The 17,757-nt window shown below is 59.6% G+C and carries 14 protein-coding genes; all 14 read left to right on the plus strand.

Annotation, left to right across the window (positions count from 1 at the left end; genetic code table 11):
* Nucleotides 1–164: 164 nt before the first annotated feature.
* On the plus strand, nt 165–1,532 hold the full coding sequence (locus AC1DZ5_RS07805; RefSeq protein ID WP_477887761.1) for a glutamine synthetase family protein: 1,368 nt from the start codon (nt 165–167) through the stop codon (nt 1,530–1,532).
* A 28-nt stretch (nt 1,533–1,560) separates the two neighbouring features.
* Nucleotides 1,561–2,955: an aspartate aminotransferase family protein gene (locus tag AC1DZ5_RS07810; protein WP_477887763.1), complete on the plus strand. Its 1,395-nt coding sequence runs from the start codon at nt 1,561–1,563 to the stop codon at nt 2,953–2,955.
* Between the two features lie 84 nt (nt 2,956–3,039).
* On the plus strand, nt 3,040–4,200 hold the full coding sequence (locus AC1DZ5_RS07815; protein ID WP_477887765.1) for an extracellular solute-binding protein: 1,161 nt from the start codon (nt 3,040–3,042) through the stop codon (nt 4,198–4,200).
* 91 nt (nt 4,201–4,291) lie between these two features.
* On the plus strand, nt 4,292–5,392 hold the full coding sequence (locus AC1DZ5_RS07820; RefSeq protein ID WP_477887767.1) for an ABC transporter ATP-binding protein: 1,101 nt from the start codon (nt 4,292–4,294) through the stop codon (nt 5,390–5,392).
* Between the two features lie 8 nt (nt 5,393–5,400).
* Entirely contained in the window at nt 5,401–6,330 is a 930-nt protein-coding gene (locus tag AC1DZ5_RS07825) for an ABC transporter permease (protein ID WP_477887769.1), read from the plus strand.
* 10 nt (nt 6,331–6,340) lie between these two features.
* Nucleotides 6,341–7,201 carry an ABC transporter permease gene (locus AC1DZ5_RS07830; protein ID WP_477887771.1) on the plus strand — a complete coding sequence of 287 codons (861 nt, stop codon included), beginning with the start codon at nt 6,341–6,343 and terminating at the stop codon, nt 7,199–7,201.
* A 42-nt stretch (nt 7,202–7,243) separates the two neighbouring features.
* Entirely contained in the window at nt 7,244–8,713 is a 1,470-nt protein-coding gene (locus tag AC1DZ5_RS07835) for an aldehyde dehydrogenase (RefSeq protein ID WP_477887773.1), read from the plus strand.
* Between the two features lie 421 nt (nt 8,714–9,134).
* Nucleotides 9,135–10,466, plus strand: a complete 1,332-nt coding sequence (gene aceA / locus AC1DZ5_RS07840; protein ID WP_477887775.1) for an isocitrate lyase — start codon at nt 9,135–9,137, stop codon at nt 10,464–10,466.
* Between the two features lie 258 nt (nt 10,467–10,724).
* Entirely contained in the window at nt 10,725–12,638 is a 1,914-nt protein-coding gene (gene thrS, locus AC1DZ5_RS07845; protein WP_477887777.1) for a threonine--tRNA ligase, read from the plus strand.
* Between the two features lie 88 nt (nt 12,639–12,726).
* The gene (gene infC, locus AC1DZ5_RS07850; protein ID WP_310339704.1) at nt 12,727–13,317 is read left to right on the plus strand and encodes a translation initiation factor IF-3; all 591 of its coding nucleotides are present in this window, start codon (nt 12,727–12,729) and stop codon (nt 13,315–13,317) included.
* 164 nt (nt 13,318–13,481) lie between these two features.
* Nucleotides 13,482–13,685 (plus strand): 50S ribosomal protein L35, encoded by a 204-nt coding sequence (rpmI, locus tag AC1DZ5_RS07855; protein ID WP_094481090.1) that lies wholly within the window; start codon nt 13,482–13,484, stop codon nt 13,683–13,685.
* A gap of 25 nt (nt 13,686–13,710) precedes the next feature.
* Entirely contained in the window at nt 13,711–14,070 is a 360-nt protein-coding gene (rplT, locus tag AC1DZ5_RS07860; protein ID WP_087494119.1) for a 50S ribosomal protein L20, read from the plus strand.
* A gap of 113 nt (nt 14,071–14,183) precedes the next feature.
* The gene (gene pheS / locus AC1DZ5_RS07865; RefSeq protein ID WP_477887780.1) at nt 14,184–15,254 is read left to right on the plus strand and encodes a phenylalanine--tRNA ligase subunit alpha; all 1,071 of its coding nucleotides are present in this window, start codon (nt 14,184–14,186) and stop codon (nt 15,252–15,254) included.
* Between the two features lie 51 nt (nt 15,255–15,305).
* Nucleotides 15,306–17,741 carry a phenylalanine--tRNA ligase subunit beta gene (gene pheT / locus AC1DZ5_RS07870; RefSeq protein ID WP_477887782.1) on the plus strand — a complete coding sequence of 812 codons (2,436 nt, stop codon included), beginning with the start codon at nt 15,306–15,308 and terminating at the stop codon, nt 17,739–17,741.
* Nucleotides 17,742–17,757 lie beyond the last annotated feature (16 nt).

Raw genomic sequence — 17,757 nt, forward strand, 5'->3', positions numbered from 1 at the left:
GACGATACACCATGCAACACGCGGCCTTGGTGAGGGTGGGGCCATGCACTTGGCTGGTGCATTTATGCAGCACAATGGCATCAGGCTCTTGGTAGCCAAGCCAGCACCGCGTTGCCACCCGCGATGGGCACGCCTCTTGCGGTGCATACAGCAAGGAGTAGGGAATGAGTGAAAACAAACCAATGAACTTCAACGATCTGGAGCAATGGCTCAATGAACGGCGAGTGACGGAGGTGGAATGCCTGGTGCCCGACTTGACGGGCGTCGCGCGGGGAAAAATCTTGCCCCGTGCCAAGTTCACCGAAGACCGCGGCATGCGCTTGCCGCAAGGCATCGTGGCCATGGGGGTGACGGGCGAATTTCCTGAGAGCGGCCCCTATTACGACGTGGTCGACCCCACTGACAAAGACATGCAGCTGCGGCCCGACCCCTCGTCGGTGCGCATTGTTCCCTGGGCGACTGACCCTACGGCACAGGTGATTCACGACTGTTTTGACCACGAAGGCAAGCTGGTGCCATTCGCCCCACGCAGCGTGTTGCGTCGCGTGTGTGACCTGTTTGCAGCAGAGGGCTTGCAACCCATAGTGGCGCCTGAGCTGGAGTTCTACCTCACAGCCCGCAACACTGACCCCAACACGCTGTTGCGCGCACCCATTGGCCGCAGCGGCCGCGCCGAGACCTCGCGCCAAGCGTACAGCATCGACGCGGTAAACGAATTCGACCCACTGTTTGAAGAGATCTACGACTACTCCGACAAGATGGAGCTCAATGTGGACACGCTGATCCATGAAGTGGGCGCGGGGCAGATGGAAATCAACTTCTTCCACAACAAGCCCTTGGGCCTGGCCGACGAAGTGTTCTTCTTCAAACGCACCGTGCGCGAAGCGGCACTGCGCCACGACATGTATGCCACCTTCATGGCCAAGCCGATTGCGGGCGAGCCCGGTAGCGCCATGCACGTGCACCAAAGCCTCTTGAATGTGCAGACCGGCAAGAATGTGTTCAGCAACGAAGACGGCACGCCGTCCGAGGCTTTCTTCCACTACATCGGTGGGCTGCAACGCTATATCCCCGCAGCCATGGTGCTGGTGGCGCCCTATGTGAACAGTTACCGCCGCCTGTCACGCAACACGGCGGCGCCCATCAACATCGAATGGGGCTATGACAACCGCACGGTGGGCATTCGCTCGCCCATTTCGTCTCCCGCTGCGCGCCGCGTGGAGAACCGGGTGATCGGTGCCGATGCCAACCCCTATGTGGCAATGGCCATGACACTGGCCTGCGGCTACCTGGGGCTGAAAAACAAGATCAAGCCCAAGCCTCAAATGCGCGGTGACGCTTACCTGTCGCCCTACGCGCTGCCGCGCAGCTTGGGCGAGGCGCTGGACTGGTTGCGCAAGGAATCGGACCTGCACGAGATCTTGGGCAAGGAGTTTGTGACGGTGTACACCGAGATCAAGGAGCTGGAGTTTGACGAGTTCATGAAAGTGATTTCGCCGTGGGAGCGGGAGCATTTGTTGCTCCACGTCTGAGCCCCTCATTCAATCTGAAAAGACTGCCATGAATACCCCTGTCGATACCGACCTCATTCAGTCGCTGGACAGCGCGCATTTTTTGCACCCGTTCACCGATTTCAAGGACCTCGCCAGCCGCGGCGCCCGCGTGATCACGCGCGCCGAAGGCATCTATGTGTGGGACTCTGAAGGCCACCAGATCCTGGACGCCATGAGCGGCCTGTGGTGTGTGAACGTGGGCTATGGTCGCAAGGCGCTGGCGGATGCTGCCCATGCGCAGATGATGACGCTGCCCTACTACAACAGCTTCTTCCAGACCACCAATGTGCCGGCGGTGCAGCTGGCGGCGCGCCTGGCGTCCCTGGCGCCTTCTGTGGGCGACCGCAGCTTTTCGCACGTGTTTTATTCCAGCAGTGGCAGCGAGAGCAATGACTCCAACGTGCGCATGGTGCGCCGCTACTGGGACTTGCTGGGCCAGCCGCAGCGCAAGGTCATTATTGGCCGCATCAATGGTTACCACGGCAGCACCATGGCAGGTGCTTCGCTGGGCGGTATGAGCGGCATGCATGCGCAGGGCGATTTGCCGATTCCCAATATCACCCACATCGAGCAGCCGTATTTCTTTGAGAACGCGATTGCAGGTGAGTTGCGCGAAGAGTTTGGCGTGCGTGCGGCGGGTTGGCTGGATGCCAAAATTCTGGAAGTGGGGCCTGACAAGGTCGCTGCCTTCATTGCCGAACCGCTGCAGGGCGCGGGCGGAGTCATCATTCCGCCCAGCACCTACTGGCCCGAGATCCAGCGCATTGTGGACAAGTACGGCATCCTGCTCATCAGCGACGAGGTGATTTGCGCCTTTGGCCGCCTGGGCCACTGGTTTGGCTATGAGAAGTTTGGCTACAAGCCCGATCTGGTGACCTTTGCCAAGGCCGTGACCAGTGGCTATGTGCCTCTGGGCGGTGTGATGGTGGGCAACCGCGTGGCCCAGGTGCTGATAGAGCAGGGCGGCGAGTTCAACCATGGCTACACCTACAGCGGCCACCCCGTGGCCTGCGCGGTGGCCATGGCCAACCTGGACATCATGGAGGCCGAGCAGCTGCCCCAGAAAGTGCGCGGAGAGATCGGCGCCTATTTTGCGCAGCGCTATGCCGAGTTGAACGAGCACCCGCTGGTGGCGCACGCCGAGACCTGCGGCTTTGTGGGCGGCCTGGTGCTGGTGAAGAACAAGAAAACCCTGGAGCGCTTCCACGCTGATGACGGCGTGGGCATGGTCTGCCGCGGTCACTGCTTTGGCAATGGCCTCATCATGCGGGCTGTGGGCGACCGGATGATTATTGCACCGCCGCTGGTGATGACCAAAACCGATATTGACGAGCTGATGCGCCTGATCCATCTGGCTTTGGACCGCACTTTGGTGGATCTGAAGGCCCGTGGGCTGGTCTAAGCACTTCTATAATCTTTTGGTCTGTTTTTTGCTTCGCATATTTCTGACTTTTCTTCCTCTATTTTTGTAACGGAGAGCTCCAACATGAAGTACACCCTGTGTTCCGTCGCCGTAGCGGCGCTGGTTTTGACGGCTTGTGGCAAAAAAGAGGAGCCCGTAGCGGCTACTCCCGCGCCCGCTGCAGTGGCTAGCGCGCCCGCTCCCGCAGCCAACGCGGAAGAAAAAGTGCTGAATATCTACAACTGGCCTGACTACATCCCCGAAGGCATGGTGGCGGCTTTCGAGAAGGAATCCGGCATCAAGGTGAACTACGACACCTTTGAAACCAACGAAGCCCTGCAAGCCAAGCTGGTGGCTGGCAATACTGGCTACGACATCGTGGTGCCCGGCACCGTGTTTGCCAAGGGGCAAATCGAAGGCGGCCTGTTGCAGCCTCTGGACAAGTCCAAGATCAAGAACCTGGCCAACCTGGACCCCGCCCTGCTGGCTGTCATGACCAAGGCTGACCCCGAAAACAAGCATTTGGTGCCATGGGCCTGGAGCTTCACCACCGTGGGCATCAACAAAACCAAGGTCGAGAAGGCGCTGGGCGGCATGCCCATGCCTGAAAACGCCTGGGACCTGGTGTTCAACCCCAAGTACACGGCCAAGCTGAAGTCCTGCGGCATTGCCTACCTGGATTCGCCTACCGAAATCCTGCCCGCAGCCCTGCACTACATCGGCAAGGATGCGTACTCCAACAACGCGGAAGACTACAAGGCTGCGACCGCTATGTTGGCCAAGGTCCGCAAGGATGTGCGCCTGTTCAGCGCCACCATGATCGACGACATCGCGGGCGGTAAGGCGTGCGCAGCCATCGGCTGGGCAGGTGACATCAACATCGCCGCTGGCCGTGCCAAGGACAACGGTTCCAAGGACGTGATCGAAGCCCTGTTGCCCAGCACCGGCGCGCTGATCTTCATTGACTCCATCGCGCTGACCAAGGATGCCAAGCACCCCAACAACGCACAGGCGTTTATCGACTTCTATCTGCGCCCTGAGAATGCAGCGCAAATGGCGAATGAAATGACCTACAACACCGGCAACAAAGCTGCTGTGGACAAGGTCAAGCCTGAGATCGCCAGCAACAAGACCATCTTTGTGGACGCTGACTATCTGGCGAAAATGGTTCCTCCTAGCAGCTTCAGCAACGAAGCCCGTGAGGCACTGGCCAACGCTTACAACGCGTTCAAAAAAGGCAAGTAAGGTTTTGGTGTAAACGCCAACAGGGGCTGTTTGTACGTGTGTATGAACAGCCCTTTTTCATGGCGCGGTCTTATTCAGCAGGGATCAATTGATGACAGCACAAGCGGACAACGCGGGTTACTTGGTGACCGAAAAACTGGTCAAGCGCTTTGATGAAGCGCTGGCGGTGGACGAGGTATCCCTCTCCATCGCTCAGGGTGAGATTTTTGCCCTGCTGGGAAGCTCGGGTTGCGGCAAGTCCACCTTGCTGCGCATGCTGGCCGGCTTCGAGTCGCCCACCTCGGGCCGCATTTTGTTGGGTGGCCAGGACGTGGCCAAGCTGCGTCCGTATGACCGTCCCATCAACATGATGTTCCAGTCCTACGCGCTGTTTCCGCACCTGGATATTTGGGAAAACGTGGCCTTTGGCTTGAAGCGCGAAGGCTTGCCGCGGGACGAAGTGAAACAGCGTGTGGGTGAGATGTTGGACCTGGTGCAACTGGGCGCCTATGCCAAGCGCAAGCCGCACCAGCTCTCGGGTGGGCAACAGCAGCGTGTGGCGCTGGCGCGCAGCCTGGCCAAGCGGCCCAAGCTGTTGTTGCTGGACGAGCCGCTGGGGGCGCTGGACAAGAAGCTGCGCGAGCAGACCCAGTTTGAGTTAGTCAACATCATCGAGAAAGTGGGTGTGACCTGTGTGATGGTGACCCACGACCAGGAAGAGGCCATGACCATGGCCAACCGCATTGCGGTAATGAGCAAGGGCCGTGTGCTGCAGGTGGGCTCACCCGAAGAGGTGTACGAGCACCCGGCCAACCGCTTTGTGGCCGACTTCATTGGCAACGTGAACATTTTTGATGGCCACCTGAGCGTGGACGAGCATGACCGATGCGCCGCCGTCACCGGCATTGGTGAAATTCAGGTGGGCCACGGGGTCAGCGGCACACTGAATATGCCTGTGGGCATTGCTGTGCGGCCCGAGAAAATCGAGATTAGCAAGACGCGACCCAATGTGACGCACAACGTGTTCACCGGCCAGGTCAAGGAGATTGCCTACTTCGGCTCGTACAACACCTACATCGTGGTCGCCACGGACGGCACCAAGGTGAAGATCATGGAAGCCAACACCCGGCGCCAGGAACTTAGCGACATCACTTGGGAAGACAACGTCTTCTTCTGGTGGGGCGACCGCTCCGGCATCGTGCTGCGCGACTAGGGGCTGACATGCAGCCTACATCCCGCTTCCCCATGCTCGGCCGGCGTTTTGTGATCGGCGTGCCGTTCACCTGGTTGACCGTGTTCTTCCTGCTGCCGTTCCTCATCCTGGCCTACATCAGCTTTGTGGACATGGCGGGGGACATCCACCCCTTCAAGCCCATCTGGGACACGCAGACCGGTCTGCTCAAGCTCAAGTACGAGAACTACTGGTCCATCTTCCGCAACGGGGAGGAGGGCGGCCTGTTCCGCACGCTCTATATCGAGGCCTACCTGCGCTCGCTCTGGTATGCGCTGTGCACCGCGCTGCTGTGCCTGGGCATTGGTTACCCGTTTGCCTATTTCATTGCGCGCTCCAAACCCACGGTGCGCCCAGCCTTGCTGATGATGGTGATGCTACCGTTCTGGACTTCGTTTTTGCTGCGCGTCTATGCGTGGAAAGGCATCCTGGCCGATCAGGGTGTGGTGAATCAGGCCTTGATGTACCTGGGCATCATCGATGAACCCATCCAGATGCTGTACACCAATGTCTCCATGCTGGTGGGCATGACCTATGTGTACCTGCCCTTCATGGTGCTGCCGCTGTATGCCAACTTGGTGAAGATGGACTTCCGCCTGCTGGAGGCGGCCTATGACCTGGGCACTTCTCCGTTCAACGCGTTCTGGCTGGTGACCGTGCCGCTGTCCAAGGCGGGCATCGTGGCGGGCTTCATGCTCGTATTCATTCCCGCGGTGGGTGAGTTTGTGATCCCCTCGCTGCTGGGCGGGCCGGAGAACATCATGATCGGCCGCGTGGTGTGGGACGAGATGTTCACCGCCAACAACTGGCCGCGCGCCACGGCGCTGGCGGTGGTGATGATCGCCATCATCATCGTGCCGCTGGCCATGTACTACCACTACACCGGCGAGGCTTCCGAACAGTCCGGCGGGCGTCATTGAGGGCCGCACGATGAAAGCATTTGTGGAAAAGAACTTTGGCAAGCTGTGGCTGACGGCGGTGTATGTGTTCCTGTACGTGCCTCTGCTGTTCATGGTCGTGTTTTCGTTCAACAGCACACGGCAGGATGCCAACTTCACCGGCTTCTCGCTGCGCTGGTACGACGCGCTCACGCGCGACACCAAGATCGTGGAGGGTTTCTGGCTGTCGGTCAAAGTAGCCACCATCACCGGTGTGCTGTCGGCCGTACTGGGCACGTTTGCGGCCTTTGTGCTGGTGCGCTACCGCCGCTTCATTGGCCGCACTGTGTTTTCCGGCATGGTGAATGCGCCGCTGGTGATGCCGGAGGTGGTGATCGGACTTTCATTGCTATTGCTGATGGTGGGCGCCCAAAACTTCCTGGGCTGGCCCGAGCGTGGCATGCTGACCATTGTGTTGGGCCACACGCTGCTAGGCATGGCCTATGGCATGGTGGTGATCCAGTCGCGCCTGCTGGAAATGAACCGCTCTATCGAAGAAGCCGCCATGGACTTGGGCGCGCGCCCCCACCAGGTGTTCTTGTTGATCACACTGCCTCAGATTGCGCAGGCCATCTTTGCAGCCTTTTTGTTGTCGTTCACGCTGTCGTTTGACGACGTGGTCATTTCTGAATTTCTGTCCGGCCCCGGTGTCAGCACCTTGCCGCAGGTGATTTTCAGCTACGCGCGTCGCGGTATCAACCCGACCATTTACGCGGCTGCCACCTTGCTGATCACCACGGTGACCTGTGTCATCGTGGGCTACAGCGTCTGGGTGGCACGCCAGTCACGCAAGCGTGAGCGCGAGATTGCGGCCGCCGCCCGTGCGGAAGTTGCCGCGCTGAATCCGGTTTGAACTGCTGCGCCGCCTCTGGCCGCACACCACAAGGAATTTGCTATGCGTGAGTTGACTTTTGACGGGCGTGCATTGATCAACGGTGCGCGCGTGGGCGCCCAGAGTGGTGCGCTGTTCGATTGCATTTCGCCCGTGGATGGCAGCATCCTGACGCAGGTGGCGCGCTGTGCGGAAGCGGATATCGACCTGGCAGTGCAGAACGCCCGCGCAGCGTTTGACGACAAGCGCTGGCGCGGCTTGGCTCCGGCGCAACGCAAGCGCGTGCTGATCCGCTTTGCCGATTTGGTGTTGGCCCATGCTGATGAGCTGGCGGTCACAGAAGCGTGGGACATGGGCAAGCCTGTGAAGTACGCGCGCGGGGTGGATGTGAACAGTGCCTCTAACTGCCTGCGCTGGTATGGCGAGGCGGTGGACAAGGTGTACGACGAGATCGCCCCCACGCCCGACACCGCGCTGGCCCTGATCACGCGTGAGCCCGTTGGGGTGGTAGGCGTCATCGTGCCGTGGAACTACCCCATGATCATGGCGGCCTGGAAGATTGCACCGGCGCTGGCTGCGGGCAACTCCGTGGTGCTCAAGCCCAGTGAAAAATCGCCCCTCACGGCGCTGCGCCTGGGCGATCTGGCGCTGGAAGCGGGAATTCCCGCTGGCGTGTTGAACGTGGTGCCTGGCTTTGGCCCGGAGGCGGGCTCGCCGCTGGCCCTGCATATGGATGTGGACTGCATTGCCTTTACCGGCTCCACGCGCGTGGGCAAGCAGATCCATGTGATGGCAGGGCAAAGCAACATCAAGCGTGCCTGGACCGAGCTGGGTGGCAAGTCGCCCAACATCGTGTTTGCCGACTGCCCGGACCTGGACCGCGCGGTGCAGGCCGCCGTCGGCAGCATCTTCTTCAACCAGGGCGAGAGCTGCAATGCGCCGTCGCGCCTGTTTGTGGAAGCCAGCATCAAGGACCAGTTTCTGGAGAAAGCCCTGGCCCTGGTGCCCGGCTATGCGCCGGCCAACCCTTTGCTGCCGGAGACGGTGATGGGCGCCTTGGTCGACAAGGTACAAATGGAGAACGTGCTGCGCTACATCGACAGCGGCAAGCAGCAGGGCGCCGCGCTGATCGCCGGCGGCGAGCAGGTGCTGCAGTCCAGTGGCGGCTGCTATGTGCAGCCCACCATTTTTGACGGTGTACGCCCCGACATGACGATTGCGCGCGAGGAGATCTTTGGGCCGGTGCTGGCCGTCTCGTCGTTCATCGATGCGGCCGAAGTCGTGCGCCAGGCCAACGACAGCATCTATGGCCTGCAAGCAGGGGTTTGGACGCGCGACATTAACAAAGCCCATGGCGTGGCGCGTGCCCTGCGTGCCGGTACCGTGCACGTGAACCAGTATGACGAGGATGACATCACCGTCCCCTTTGGTGGCTACAAGCAGAGCGGGGTAGGACGCGACAAGTCTCTGCACGCCATGGACAAGTACACCGAGACCAAAACCACCTGGATTCGCATCGACAGCCCCGTGTGAAGGTGCCCTCTGGTTAACGAGGTGCTCTCTTTTTCATAGCTGCTCGCGCATATTCTGCGAGGGCTGGAGCCCATTTTCATTCCATGTTGTCCTGATCTGAGACGTGACCGTGCCGTGCGATGGCCCACGTTCGGTGCGTGCGTAGGGGGCCACGTGGCTGTCTTTTTGCGATACGTTGCATCATTTCGCATAGTGAACTCAAACGTGGGTAAAAGCTGTCCATGTATTTCACATACACGTCCATGATTTCACTATTCAATATGCACTCTCTAAGTCATTGAATTTAAACAAGTAAATTTAAGTCTTATATAAGACATAAGATTAAAAATATGTCTTATATAAGACTTAGAATTCATCCATCGGCACCGGAATTGCATGACAAAACCAGGCCGCAACGTTTAACCAACCTAGGAGTGTTCTCATGCCGCAATCCATCAACGAGCAATTGAGCCGCGAACAACAAATCGCCGCACTGGAAAAAGACTGGGCCACCAACCCCCGCTGGAAGGGTGTGAAACGCGGTTACAGCGCTGCCGACGTGGTGCGCCTGCGCGGTTCGCTGCCTATCGAGCACACGCTGGCCAAGCGTGGTGCCGAGAAGCTGTGGGACAAGATCAACGGCGGCGCCAAGAAGGGCTACGTCAACGCTTTCGGCGCCATCTCTGCCGGCCAAGCCATGCAACAGGCCAAGGCTGGCCTGGAAGCCGTGTACCTGTCGGGCTGGCAAGTCGCCGCCGACGGCAACACGTCCGAAACCATGTACCCCGACCAGTCGCTGTACGCCTACGACTCGGTGCCCAGCATGGTGCGCCGCATCAACAACACCTTCAAGCGCGCGGATGAAATCCAGTGGGGCCGCGGCGTCAACCCTGGCGACAAGGAATTCATCGACTATTTCTTGCCCATCGTGGCCGATGCGGAAGCCGGTTTTGGCGGTGTGTTGAATGCGTTTGAGCTGATGAAGAACATGATTGCCTCCGGCGCTGCTGGTGTGCACTTTGAAGACCAGCTGGCTGCCGTGAAGAAATGCGGCCACATGGGCGGCAAGGTGTTGGTGCCCACGCAAGAAGCCGTGGAAAAGCTGATCTCCGCCCGCTTCGCCGCCGACGTGATGGGCGTGCCCACCATCGTGCTGGCCCGTACCGACGCTGAAGCCGCTAACCTGATCACGTCGGACCACGATGCCAACGACAAGCCTTTCCTGACCGGTGAGCGCACCCAAGAAGGTTTCTACCGCGTCAAGAACGGCCTGGAGCAAGCCATCAGCCGTGGCGTGGCCTACGCACCTTACGCCGATCTGGTGTGGTGCGAAACTGGCGTGCCCGACATCGGCTTTGCCCGTGAGTTCGCCCAAGCCGTGCACGCTGCCTGCCCCGGCAAGCTGCTGTCGTACAACTGCTCGCCTTCCTTCAACTGGAAGAAAAACCTCAACGACAAGCAGATCGCTTCCTTCCAGGAAGACCTGTCGGCATTGGGCTACAAGTACCAGTTCATCACACTGGCCGGTATCCACATCAACTGGTTCAATACCTTCCAGTTTGCCCACGCTTACGCCAATGGCGAAGGCATGAAGCACTACGTCAACATGGTGCAAGAGCCTGAATTTGCAGCACGTGACAAGGGTTACACCTTCGTGTCGCACCAGCAGGAAGTGGGCGCCGGTTACTTCGACGACGTGACCACCGTGATCCAGGGCGGTTCTTCCTCCGTGAAGGCGCTGACCGGTTCTACCGAAGAAGAGCAATTCCACTAAGCGACCCGCTGTGGAATGAAGGTCGGGCTGCCCACAAGGCGCCCGGCCTTTTTTATTGGGTAAAATGCGGGCTCCACATTTGTATAAGAGCGAGAAAGGCAGTTTGGTTATGACACCGCGAACTACACCGGCGACATTCATTAGCGAATAAGGCCGTAGTCCGCGCGCCTTGTGCGCTGCCAGCTACCAAATTCATAGTAAAGCGCGGACCTCTCCGCGCTTTTTGCTTTTCTGATTCACTCTTTTTCGGTATTCACCATGATCAACATCACGCTCCCCGACGGTTCTAAACGCGAATTCCCCGGCCCGGTAACAGTTGCCGAAGCCGCCGCCTCGATTGGTGCAGGTTTGGCCAAAGCGGCACTGGCTGGCAAGGTCGATGGCAAAGTCGTCGACACCAGCTTCCAAATGCAAGTCGACAGCGCGCTGTCCATCATCACCGCCAAGGACGCGGACGGTCTGGAAGTCATTCGCCATTCCACCGCCCACTTGCTGGCCTATGCGGTCAAAGAATTGTTCCCCGATGCGCAGGTGACGATCGGCCCGGTGATTGAGCACGGCTTCTTCTACGACTTCTCCTACAAGCGCCCCTTTACCCCGGAAGACCTGGCTGCCATTGAAAAGAAGATGACGCAATTGGCGTCTCTGGATGAGCCGGTCACACGCCGTGTACTGCCGCGCGACGAAGCCGTGGCCTATTTCAAGAGCCTGGGCGAGCACTACAAGGCCGAGATCATTGAAAGCATTCCGGCGGACCAAGACGTATCGTTGTACCGCGAAGGCAAGTTCGAAGACTTGTGCCGCGGCCCCCACGTGCCCAGCACGGGCAAGCTCAAGCATTTCAAGCTCATGAAGGTGGCGGGTGCCTACTGGCGCGGAGACCACAAAAACGAGATGCTGCAGCGCATCTACGGTACGGCCTGGGCGACGAAAGACGAGTTGCAGCAGCATTTGACGATGCTGGAAGAGGCCGAAAAGCGCGACCACCGCAAGCTGGGCCGTGAGCTGGACCTGTTCCATATCGACGAACACTCGCCAGGTACCGTGTTCTGGCACCCCAAGGGCTGGACGCTGTGGCAAGGCGTGGAGCAGTACATGCGCAAGGTCTACCAGGACAACGGCTATCTAGAGGTCAAGGGCCCACAAATCCTGGACCAGGGTCTGTGGGAGAAGACGGGCCACTGGGACAAGTACCGCGAAAACATGTTCGTCACGGAGTCCGAAAAGCGCGACTACGCCTTGAAGCCCATGAACTGTCCGGGCCACATCCTGATCTATAAGCAGGGCATCAAAAGCTACCGCGACCTGCCGCTGCGCTTTGGCGAGTTTGGCAACTGCCACCGCAATGAGCCGTCCGGTGGCCTGCACGGCATCATGCGCGTGCGCGCCTTCACGCAGGACGACGGCCACATCTTTTGTACCGAAGACCAGATCCAGGAAGAAGTGACGAACTTCACGACCTTGCTGCAAAAGGTCTACGCAGACTTCGGCTTTCACAACATCATCTACAAGATTGCGACCCGCCCCGCACAGCGCATCGGCACCGAAGAAAGCTGGGATCGCGCCGAGGCAGCCTTGGCCGAAGGCTTGCGTGCCTCCGGTTGTGAGTTTGAGTACCTGCCGGGCGAGGGCGCTTTCTACGGCCCCAAGATCGAGTACACGCTGAAAGACGCGTTGGGCCGCCCATGGCAGTGCGGCACGATCCAGATCGATCCCAACATGCCGGAGCGACTGGACGCCGAATTTGTAGGCGAAGACGGCGCGCGCCACCGCCCCATCATGCTGCACCGCGCCATTGTGGGCAGCCTGGAGCGTTTCATCGGAATCTTGATTGAAGGCAGCGCTGGCGCCTTGCCAGCTTGGCTGGCACCGGTGCAGGTGGCAGTGCTCAATATCACCGATGCGCAGGCCGATTACTGCCGTTCCGTGGCCAAAACGCTGCAAAATCAAGGGCTTAGGGTCAATTTAGATCTGCGCAACGAGAAAATAACCTATAAAATACGGGAGCATTCGATGCAAAAGCTGCCGTACTTGGTCGTCATTGGCGACAAAGAGATGGCAGCAGGCGCTGTCGCAGTGCGCGCCCGGGGTGGTCAAGACCTCGGTGCAATGTCCCTTGATGCCTTTGTTCAAAGAATCACGAGTGACATTGCCAACAAATCAGCGGCTTGAGGTTCTACCCAAGAAAACCCGGTTTGACGGCGTGTGCTGTGCGGCAATCGCTACTATTTGTGTAGCAAAAATTGTGAAGGATTGAGCCATCGCTACTGAATTTCGTGACCGCCGTCAGCGTGAAGAACGCAAACACCGTCTTAACCGGGAAATCATGGCCCCAGAGGTTCGCCTCTCTGGCCCCGAAAATGAGCCTCTTGGTGTCGTCAGCCTGATGGAAGCCCTGCGTATGGCAGGCGAGCTGGACGTGGATCTGGTTGAAATTGCGGCAACTGCCAACCCGCCTGTGTGCCGGTTGATGGACTACGGCAAGTTCAAGTACCAAGAACAGAAAAAAGCGGCGGAAGCGAAAGCCAAGCAGACGGTCATTGAGATCAAGGAAATCAAGTTCCGCCCGGGTACGGATGACGGTGACTACAACATCAAGATGCGCAACATCCGGCGTTTCTTGGCCGAAGGCGACAAGTGCAAGATCACTTTACGCTTCCGGGGTCGCGAAATCACCCACCAGGAAATTGGTTTGGCGATGTTGCAGCGCATGCGCGACGAACTGGGTGACACCATCCTCGTGGAGCAATTCCCGAAGCTGGAAGGTCGCCAGATGATCATGATGATCGCCCCAGGCCGTAAAAAGCCTGGTGGTGGCACACCGAAGCCCGCAGCGGAATCTGCGGCATAAATTCTCTCGGCAGGTCTGGTCACCTGCCGGGGTGAACGGCGAATCTTAGGGTTCGCCAACCAGTGGGGCGGTAAAACGCACCACTTAAAAAGTGGCTCGGGGCCAACAAGGCTGGAAGTAGTTTTCCGGACGCCTCACGAGCACAAATGAAAAGGAGCATGAACATGCCCAAAATGAAGACCAAGAGCGCGGCGAAGAAACGCTTCCGCGTCCGTCCAGGTGGAACCGTCAAGCGCGGTCAAGCCTTCAAACGTCACATCTTGACCAAGAAGACCACCAAAAATAAACGCCACTTGCGCGGCTCCACTGGAGTTCATGAGACCAATATGGGTCACATGGCACAGATGCTGCCCGGTCGTGGTATTTAATTAACGACGAACAAGGAGTAATCACATGCCTCGCGTCAAACGTGGTGTAACGGCTCGCGCCCGCCATAAAAAAGTTCTGGCCCTTGCAAAAGGTTTTCGCGGTCGCCGCGGTAATGTCTTCCGTATCGCCAAAGAAGCGGTAATGAAGGCTGGGCAATATGCCTACCGTGACCGTCGTACCAAGAAACGTGTGTTCCGTCAGTTGTGGATCGCGCGTATCAACGCTGCGGCCCGCCAATGCGGTCTGACATACAGCCAGTTTGCCAATGGTCTGAAGAAAGCGAACATCGAGATCGACCGTAAGGTTCTGTCCGATATCGCGATCCATGACATGGCTGCTTTTGCTGGCATCGTGGAACAAGTGAAAGCCAAACTGGCTGCTTGAGTTCGCGGCTGATTGCTACTGATTTTGTAGCACTCGGCGCACCAGAAACAAGGGCTAGCGCTTGAAAAAGCACTAGCCCTTTTTCAATGACATAAACAGTCACACAAGAATTTATGACCGAGTTGAACGCCATCGTTGACACCGCCAAAGCGGCTTTTGCCCAAGCCGTGACGCCCGCCGATCTGGAAAATGCCAAAGCCCTGTTTTTGGGCAAGTCCGGCCGCATGACCGAGCTGATGAAAGGCATGGCCGCACTCAGCGTGGAAGAGAAAAAGTCAACCGGTGCTGCGATCAACGTGGCAAAACAAGCGATTGAGGCGGCCCTGACCGAGCGCCGCCAGGCGCTGGCCGATGCCGAGTTGCAGGCGCAACTGCAGGCCGAAGCGCTGGACGTGACCCTGCCAGGCCGCCAGCGCGGGCAGGGCGGTTTGCACCCCGTGTCGCTGACGTTGGAACGCATCGAGGCCATTTTCGGCTCCATGGGTTTTGAAGTGGCCCAGGGCCCCGAAATCGAGTCCGACTGGTTCAACTTCACCGCGCTCAATACGCCTGAAGACCACCCCGCGCGCTCCATGCACGACACTTTCTATGTGGAAGGTGGCTCGGAAACCGCGCCCAACCTGTTGCGCACCCACACCAGCCCCATGCAGATTCGCTATGCGGTGCAGCACGTCAAAACGCACCGCGCAGCTGCCGGTGCTTCCTCCGAAGGTCTGTTCTCCGGCGATATGCCCGAAATCCGTGTGATTGCCCCCGGCCGTACCTACCGTGTGGACAGCGACGCCACGCATTCCCCCATGTTCCACCAGTGCGAAGGCCTGTGGGTGGGCGAGAACGTCAGCTTTAAGGACCTGAAGTTCGTCTTCACCGATTTCTGCCGCACCTTCTTTGAGTCGGACGACCTGGTGCTGCGGTTCCGCCCCAGCTTCTTCCCCTTCACCGAGCCCAGTGCCGAGATCGATATCCAGTTCCAGACCGGCCCGCTGGCGGGCCGCTGGCTGGAGGTGGCCGGTTCTGGCCAGGTGCACCCCAATGTGATCCGCAACATGGGCCTGGACCCTGAGAAATACACTGGCTTTGCCTTCGGCATGGGCCCGGACCGCCTGACCATGCTGCGCTACGGCGTGAACGACCTGCGCCTGTTCTTTGACGGTGACATCCGTTTCTTGTCCCAGTTTCAGTAAACCGACAAGCACCTGCCACTGCCCACCGCCAAATACCTCGCCTGACTGACCATGCAATTTTCTGAATCCTGGCTGCGTACCTTCTGCAATCCTTCCATCTCCACCGCCGAGCTGGCGGAGACGCTCACCATGGCCGGGCTTGAGGTCGAAGAACTCAAGCCCGTCGCGCCCCCGTTCACCAAGATCGTGGTCGGTGAGATCAAGGAAGCCGAGCAGCATCCCAACGCCGACCGCCTGCGCGTCTGCAAGGTGGACGTGGGCCAGCCCGAGCTGCTGAATATCGTTTGCGGCGCACCCAATGCCCGCGTGGGCATTCGCATTCCCTGCGCCCTGGTGGGGGCCGAGTTGCCGCCCGGTGAGGATGGCAAGCCTTTTCTGATCAAGGTCGGGAAACTGCGCGGCGTGGAAAGCCAGGGCATGTTGTGCTCTGCGCGTGAACTCAAGCTGTCCGAAGACCATGGCGGCCTGCTGGAGCTGCCACTGGACGCGCCCTTGGGCCAGAACATCCGCCAGTACCTGGACCTGGATGACACCCTGTTCACCCTCAAGCTCACGCCCAACCTCGCGCATTGCCTGAGCATTTATGGCGTGGCGCGCGAAGTGGCGGCCCTGACCGGCGCGCCGCTGATCACCGCACCCATTGCCCCTGTTGCCGTGACCAACCAGGACAAGGTGGCTGTGAAGATCAGCGCGCCCGATCTGTGCGGCCGCTTCTCTGGCCGCGTGGTGCGGAACGTTAACACCAAGGCCAAGACACCCCAGTGGATGGTGGACCGCCTGGCCCGTTGCGGCCAGCGCAGTGTGACCCCGTTGGTGGACATTTCCAACTACGTGATGTTCGAACTGGGCCGCCCATCCCACATCTTCGACCTGGACAAGATCCATGGCGGTCTGGACGTGCGCTGGGGCAAGCCCGGCGAACAGCTCAAGCTGCTCAATGGCAACACCGTCACGGTGGACGACAAGGTGGGTGTGATTGCCGACGATTCCCAAGTGGAGTCGCTGGCTGGCATCATGGGCGGTGACGCCACCGCCGTGTCTGATGACACGCAGCACATTTATGTGGAAGCCGCATTCTGGTGGCCCAAGTCGATTGCCGGTCGTTCGCGCCGCTTCAACTTCTCCACCGACGCCGGTCATCGCTTTGAGCGTGGTGTGGACCCTGCGTTGACCGTGGAGCACATCGAGCGCGTCACGCAGCTGATCATTGACATTTGCGGCACCCCAGTCACCACCTGCGGCCCGGTGGATGACCAAAAAGCCAACGTGCCCACACCGGTACCGGTTACTTTGCGCGTGGCACGTGCCGTCAAGGTCATTGGCATGCCGTTGACGCAGGCGCAATGCACTGATGCCTTGAAGCGTCTGGGCTTGCCCGTGACGGAAGGCGAGGGCACGGTCACCGTGACCCCCCCGTCCTACCGATTCGACCTGCAGATTGAAGAAGACCTGATCGAGGAAGTGGCCCGCATGGTGGGCTACAACAACCTGCCGCACACACCGCCGCTGGCCCCCATCACAACCAAGATTCGTGCGGAAGCGCAGCGCAGCCCGTTTGCCGTGCGCCGCGCGCTGGCCGCCCTGGGTTACCAGGAAACCATCAACTTCAGCTTTGTGGAAGAGCGCTGGGAGCATGAGCTCGCCGGCAACCCCAATCCCATCAAGCTGCTGAACCCGATTGCCAGCCAGATGAGCGTGATGCGCTCCTCGCTGATCGGTTCGCTGCTGCAGGTGTTGCGCTTCAACGCCGCCCGCAAGGCACCGCGCGTGCGTGTGTTTGAACTGGGCCGCGTGTTCTTGCGCGACGCGTCGGTCAAGAGCACCGACAGCACCGTCGAAGGCTTTGACCAGCCCATGCGCATCGCAGGCCTGGCAGGTGGCAGTGCCGATGCGCTGCAGTGGGGCCGCAAAGAGCAGGGCGTGGATTTCTTCGACGCCAAGGGCGATGTGGAAGCCTTGCTGGCCCCGTTGAAGGCCGAGTTTGCGCCCGGTACCCACCCCGCCATGCACCCGGGCCGGTGCGCCCAGGTGATGCTGGACGGCAAGGTGATTGGCCATGTGGGGGAATTGCACCCCAAGTGGCGCCAGTCGTATGAGCTGGCGACGGCACCCGTGGTGTTTGAGTTGGGGCTTGAGGCCGTGTTGGCCCGCCCCGTGCCCGAATTCAAGCCGGTGGCCAAGTTCCAGGCCGTGCAACGCGACATCGCCGTGGTGGTGGGCGACAGCGTGACCCATGCCGCCCTGATGGCCGCCGTGTGGGCTGCGCCTACGTCGGGCCTGCTGCGCGACGCGCAGTTGTTCGACGTGTACCGCCCCAAGCTTGCCAAGGATGTGGTGGCCGCAGACGGTGCAACCGACCGCAGCCTGGCCGTGCGCCTGACGCTGAACAGCGATGAAGCCACTCTGACCGAAGAGCAAATTGAAACCGCGGTGAAAGCCGTGGTGGACCAACTGGTTGCGGCGGTTGCTGCCCGCCAGCGCGTTTGACCTGACCCATCCCCCA

The sequence above is a fragment of the Rhodoferax sp. P1_F3 genome (assembly GCF_056405715.1).

Excerpts from the sequence above, each read along its gene's own strand:
- AC1DZ5_RS07805 (WP_477887761.1), top strand. The coding sequence starts at position 165 with ATGAGTGAAAACAAACCAATGAACTTCAACGATCTGGAGCAATGGCTC.
- AC1DZ5_RS07810 (WP_477887763.1), top strand. The coding sequence starts at position 1,561 with ATGAATACCCCTGTCGATACCGACCTCATTCAGTCGCTGGACAGCGCG.
- AC1DZ5_RS07815 (WP_477887765.1), top strand. The coding sequence starts at position 3,040 with ATGAAGTACACCCTGTGTTCCGTCGCCGTAGCGGCGCTGGTTTTGACG.
- AC1DZ5_RS07820 (WP_477887767.1), top strand. The coding sequence starts at position 4,292 with ATGACAGCACAAGCGGACAACGCGGGTTACTTGGTGACCGAAAAACTG.
- AC1DZ5_RS07825 (WP_477887769.1), top strand. The coding sequence starts at position 5,401 with ATGCAGCCTACATCCCGCTTCCCCATGCTCGGCCGGCGTTTTGTGATC.
- AC1DZ5_RS07830 (WP_477887771.1), top strand. The coding sequence starts at position 6,341 with ATGAAAGCATTTGTGGAAAAGAACTTTGGCAAGCTGTGGCTGACGGCG.
- AC1DZ5_RS07835 (WP_477887773.1), top strand. The coding sequence starts at position 7,244 with ATGCGTGAGTTGACTTTTGACGGGCGTGCATTGATCAACGGTGCGCGC.
- aceA (WP_477887775.1), top strand. The coding sequence starts at position 9,135 with ATGCCGCAATCCATCAACGAGCAATTGAGCCGCGAACAACAAATCGCC.
- thrS (WP_477887777.1), top strand. The coding sequence starts at position 10,725 with ATGATCAACATCACGCTCCCCGACGGTTCTAAACGCGAATTCCCCGGC.
- rpmI (WP_094481090.1), top strand. The coding sequence starts at position 13,482 with ATGCCCAAAATGAAGACCAAGAGCGCGGCGAAGAAACGCTTCCGCGTC.
- rplT (WP_087494119.1), top strand. The coding sequence starts at position 13,711 with ATGCCTCGCGTCAAACGTGGTGTAACGGCTCGCGCCCGCCATAAAAAA.
- pheS (WP_477887780.1), top strand. The coding sequence starts at position 14,184 with ATGACCGAGTTGAACGCCATCGTTGACACCGCCAAAGCGGCTTTTGCC.
- pheT (WP_477887782.1), top strand. The coding sequence starts at position 15,306 with ATGCAATTTTCTGAATCCTGGCTGCGTACCTTCTGCAATCCTTCCATC.